Raw genomic sequence first — 5,447 nt, 5'->3', positions numbered from 1 at the left:
GGCTAAACATCAAAAGATAACTATAGCTAAATGGTGGTAATGCATTTATGTTGTGAATGTATAAGGCATGGATAACGTATTAGTCATGTCGCTAAAGCCAGTAAGTGGAAATCTTGGTTTAAAAGCATGGAATAAACAGAGCAGGGCGATGGAGCCAACATGGGTGATGAAATAACCAATAAGCTAGGTCAGCAAGTCGATAACAAACTGCCCATGCTGGATTTAAACTTATTGCGGGTATTCTGTACTGTGTGTCAGCATTCGTCTATCACTCGTGCGGCAGAGCAGTTAGGGTTAACGCAATCATCGGTCAGTAATGCGATTAACCGTCTTAAGCATGCTCTGGAATGTGAATTGTTTATTCGTGTCGGTCGTGGTATTGAGCCAACAGCCATCGGAACTCATATTTTTGATACTGTACAACCTATGCTTGATACCATTGAACAAACGTTAATGGGGATTAAAGCGTTCGACCCTAGTACCTCTAAACGGGTGTTTACCATTTATGCTAATGAAGCTGTTATCGATTTGTTACAACCGCAGTTAGATAACGCATTAGCGCATTTGTCTGTCAGGGTGGTGCTACGCAACTCACCTGTTTTTGAGGCTGAGCAGTTTCAAGATTTGCAAATGCAAAAAGTGGATTTGGTCATCGATATCGTGCCACCAAAACTGAAAATGTTTAGTTGCCAAAAAGTTGCACAAGAACGAATAGTCTGTGTGGTGCGCCAAAGCCATCCGGTGATAAAAAACCATCTAAGTCGAGACGACTATTTTGCAGCCGAACACGTTATGTATCGATTTCATCGCGACAATATGCGTGTGGCGGACATTATTGCTAACGCACCTTTGCCACAACGAACTTTATACAGTGAGCAGTCATCTTTATTAAGTATGCTGTCGTTGATCAGCAAGTCTAACGCGATTGGTATTGCCCCTTATATTTTCACCCAAAACTACGCTGAGTTGTTTAAACTGACGTTACTTGAACTACCTTTTGAAACTCGTCCAATCGATTTGTACAGCATTTGGCCAACTAAGCATGCGTTAGACAAGTCGTGTATTTGGTTAAGGAAAACCATCGTTGAGTTAATAGAAAAGGCTTATAACCTCTCAACTTAGGGTTTTATATCGCGCGCTGTAAATAAGGCTGTGAGCCACAGCAAACTGCCAATAAAAAAGCCAACCTGATTTAGGTTGGCTTTCATGTTTTTCAGCTAGTAACCATTGGCGATGATGAATCGTTCACATCATCAATCGCGATTATTGTCTGGCTAAGCGATTTGATTCAGGTGGGTTTTCAAAGTCGCTGCGGTATGGATTGATGTCTAAGCCACCACGACGCGTGTAACGTGCGTAAACGGTTAACTTAGTACACTGGCAGTATTTTTTTAAGTCGACAAAAATACGCTCAACGCACTGTTCGTGAAACTCATTATGCTGACGGAATGAGATTAAATAGCGCAGCAATTTTTCACGATCAATTTTAGGGCCTTGATAACGGACCATCACACTGCCCCAATCGGGTTGCGAGGTGATTAAACAATTAGACTTCAATAAGTTTGAGTTCAGTGTTTCTGCCACGTTTTTATCAGGATCTGTACCACCGATTAAATGGTCTGGATTAAATTCGTACTCGGTTACTTCAATATCCAAGTCATCAATACACGTACCCGGCAAATCAATAATTCGTTCAAGATTAAAATGCTTAGGTTCGATGACTTTTACGGTCACTTCGCCTTCAGCACAAGCGGCTAAATCGCGGCTTAAGGTTTCTTGTACGGCTTCGACACCGTCAAACTTAGTTTGGTTAAAACTATTTAAGTACAGTTTAAACGATTTAGATTCAATCAAATTGACACTGTTGATATCTAACTGAACTTCCAAAATGGCAACAACAGGCTTGCCTTTAGCATTAAGCCAAGACAATTCATATCCGGTCCAAATATCGGTACCGTGAAAAGGGAGTTCACCACTTAATTCAATAGCATCTCGGTTAAGTTTACGTGGAACCCCTTGCAGCAGTGACGCGTCATACTCAGCTTGATAAGCAGTTGCTTGGCCTAATGTAAGGCCTTTTAATGCTGCTGCATCACTATAAGGGTCGTGATTGTGTGTCATCTAATCGGTTTCCGTGTCAAAATATGGTTTTATTATAAACTACGAGTGGCTTAAGTGTCTTGTTCATCTGCATTAGATTGCTTTATAAAAAATTATCTTAAATCTTATCAAGATACGCTATCTGAATTTCCGCGCTATTATCCTTTGGGCGAAGACTCAATATGTATTCAAGGTACATTTAATGCGGACACTGATGATACCGTGTTCTGGCAGCCTGTTAAACGTGACAATGTCGCTGACTTTAGTAACGTGGAGCATGCATTAAATATTCAATTACACCAAGATATTCATGCATTTTATGGCCAATATTTTTCAGCGCCATTACCGTTTACTGCATCATTTGGTGACGGTGAATTACTCCAAGCATGGAATCAAGATGACTTTGAAAATTTGCAACAAAATGTAATTGGTCATTTGATCATGAAGAAAAAGCTTAAACAACCAGCAACTTGGTTTATTGGTGTGTTAGGCGAGGGCGACGAAATGCTGACGGTAAACAATGACGATGGCAGTGTGTGGATTGAAATTCCTGGTGAAAAACAGCGCACTAAATTAGCCGAATCATTGACCGAGTTTTTAGAAAGCCTATCTCCGATGATAAAACCGCCATCAAAACCCGTCGAGGAATTACCTCATACGGTAGATCATCCAGGGATTTGGCAACGGATTAAAACCATGTGGGATTATTTGTTACGTAAAAAGTAACCGCATGAAGCATTGAAGTGCCATTTTAGGGGGCTTCAATGCGTTCATTGAATGCAAACACGAGCATTCAAACACGAGTATTCAAACACTCATCTTCCTCGTAACATCCTCCTTTATGCTTCGCTGATATTATTGATTCCACACTTTAGTGTTTGAGTGATTTTATCTATGCACGCTTGTTTATCAACAATCCACAATCCGTAGCTTATGGGCAATACTTCAACGCCAGCCCGTTTAAATAATTTGTAGGTTGTTAGCTCAAAAAAGTTAGCCCAAGGCCCAGGAAAACCAATAAGATCAACAGCAAGGTATTTGTCTGCGTAACGACACAATAGATCTATTTCGGTTCCGGCAATGGTATACCCTGCCCAAGTATCTACCTTGTACCTTGCTAATACCTCAATGATCTCTTGTTGAAATGTGTCTATCTCGGTGGTCATGCTGTGTTTGGCATTAAAGGTTGTTATAGAAGTAACATATTGGCGTAACAGGTTGTGTTCTGGTAATAACGAGTCATCAATAGACAAATATATCAACTGCTTTTGACGTGCCCTGGTAATGGTGACGTTAAACACATCCGCTTTATTTAAATAGGCAGCCGTACGTTTACTGTTGTTATCAATCGCAAACGAAATCAGCATAATGTCCCGCTCTTCGCCTTGAAACCCAAACGGCGTGGCTGCGCGTACGCTGTGTTTAATTACATCTGTTTGAGGGATCTTCTGCTCAATCAATGTGGCGATATATTCAGCCTGTGCGCTAAAAGGCGAGATAATCCCAATACTATGAGTTATGCCTGTTTGGGCATCTTGTGTTATTTGATGTTGGATCTCTGCTAATAAACTCTGTGCTTCTTGTGGGTTAACGCCCGATGCGTCACGAGTACCGGCTATACGATGAAGGTGCAAATGGCCTGAACGGGTGCAGGGGCGATGTTGCATGATTTTTAATTTAGATTGATAAAAAGACTGGTTACTAAAATGAATCAGCTCAGGCTTACTTCTAAAGTGTTCATCTAAAAAGGCCAACTCTTGCGCGCTAATTAACGTTTTTAACGCTAAATCTAAGATGGAATTATCTCGATAACTGATGGCACCTGGGCTGTTTTCGGGCACATTATTTTTGGCAAGCAATTGAGTTTGTTTGCTTCTGGCTAAAAAGGAATAATGTTTTAATTGCTTAGTGTCGCCAACAATCAATACACGTTTTGCACGGTATAGCGCAGGTAAGCAACTGCTAATGTTGCACTGTGTTGCCTCGTCAATAATCACTAAATCAAACATTTCGCGATTAAGCGGCAATACTCTGTGTAGGCTGTTTAAGCTGGCGAGCCAGATGGGAAATGCGGCAAATAATGTGGTGTATTCTATTTTTTCAAATAACGCGAGTTGTTTACTAGACGTTCTACTGCGAATAGCTTGGTTAAAGGCCTGTAGCGATTTACGGTGCTGATTAACTAAAGTGGTTAAGTTATTCTTTTTTAGTGCGTTAAGATATTCAGCTGCCAGTGTTTCCCGCGTGACAGTGTGCTTGTTGATAGTGTTTAACGCATCCCATTGTCGATGCCATTGGTTTATTGACCCTTGGGTAAAAAACAAATAAACCCGTTTTAGCCATGTTGATTGTTGTGCTTGAAGTTTATGTAGGTGCAAACCACGGCTAATAGACCTGCGACTGAACGCCAGGAAACGTTTTTCCAGTTTTATCAGTAATTGTTGCAGCTTATTCAGTTCGTCTTCACATGCTTGCGGGCTTTGGCTTAAGTCATTGCTAAAGTATCCTGCGAGTAAGTCCGCGGTATAATCTTTTAATTGTTTTAAAAATGCTTTTTGTCCTGCTCGAATAGACACTTCGCCCAAGTTAAAATTACACGCCAATTTAGCTGCAATCACATCAAGGGCTACGTCATTATTGGCCACAATAAGCACCGACTCACCGCGCGCCATATGTTCGGCAGCAACAGCCGCTATGGTGTAGCTCTTGCCCGTTCCTGGCGGACCAGACACGCAGCCTAAATCGGTATTGGCAGCGATATGAATAACTTTCTTTTGTGGCGTAGATAATAACCCCGGTAAAAAGTCATATTTAAGTATCGGCTCTCTGAGTCTTACAGCCCGTTTTTCAAACGTTTGGTTAAACAGCTTACAAATGGGAGCCGATTGTTCATTGGCGTTAATGATACTTTCTAATTCGTGAAGAACACCACGACTGCTCGAAGACCGCTCAACAAAAAGTAGCATCGAAATAGGTAACAAACGGGGTGTTTTTTGGGTTAACGCTTTTTTAATGTCTTGGTGTTCGGCAAGTTTTGGATAGTTCAGTAATTCAAGCGAATGAATGTCTATGTGATTGTGATTAAAGAATGACGTCCAAAACGACGGTGAATGTACGTCTTCATTAATGAGCTGTTGTGATAGCTCATTATCTTCTGGTAGCAATTGTTGCAGCAGGGCTTCATTGATTTCAGTGTCTTCAGCTTGGGCCGAAAAATAGAAACTATGGTTATCTTGTTCAATGGTGGCTTCATTAAACAGTAGCGGCGAGACAACCGTTTTGAGCTCACCTTTTATGGTTACTTTACCGACAAATAGAAATCGTGCGTACAGCAGTATTCTTTCCCT

Annotated in this window: 4 protein-coding genes; 2 read left to right on the top strand and 2 right to left on the bottom strand. The window is 41.1% G+C overall.

Translation table 11 applies throughout. The annotated features are described in order from the left end of the window. The first annotated feature begins 159 nt into the window (after nucleotides 1-159). On the top strand, nucleotides 160-1,122 hold the full coding sequence (locus CXF78_RS12605) for a LysR family transcriptional regulator (protein ID WP_102036988.1): 963 nt from the start codon (nucleotides 160-162) through the stop codon (nucleotides 1,120-1,122). 141 nt (nucleotides 1,123-1,263) lie between these two features. Here CXF78_RS12605 and queF read toward each other — a convergent pair whose 3' ends face one another. Continuing rightward, nucleotides 1,264-2,121, bottom strand: coding sequence for an NADPH-dependent 7-cyano-7-deazaguanine reductase QueF (gene queF, locus CXF78_RS12600; protein WP_102036987.1), 858 nt, complete (start codon nucleotides 2,119-2,121; stop codon nucleotides 1,264-1,266). 54 nt (nucleotides 2,122-2,175) lie between these two features. On the opposite strand from queF, the gene syd reads away from it, so the two are divergent. Continuing rightward, nucleotides 2,176-2,826 carry a SecY-interacting protein gene (syd, locus tag CXF78_RS12595; RefSeq protein ID WP_011636723.1) on the top strand — a complete coding sequence of 217 codons (651 nt, stop codon included), beginning with the start codon at nucleotides 2,176-2,178 and terminating at the stop codon, nucleotides 2,824-2,826. Nucleotides 2,827-2,939: 113 nt separating this feature from the next. Here syd and CXF78_RS12590 read toward each other — a convergent pair. Then, on the bottom strand, nucleotides 2,940-5,447 hold a 2,508-nt coding region (locus CXF78_RS12590; RefSeq protein WP_102036986.1), incomplete at its 5' end, for an AAA domain-containing protein.

Origin of the sequence: Shewanella sp. 11B5 (assembly GCF_002836795.1) — a bacterium.
In the GTDB taxonomy this organism is placed as follows: Bacteria; Pseudomonadota; Gammaproteobacteria; order Enterobacterales; family Shewanellaceae; genus Shewanella; species Shewanella frigidimarina.
The sequence above is the reverse complement of the archived record's forward strand: the minus strand, read 5'-3'. Positions and strand labels throughout refer to the sequence as shown.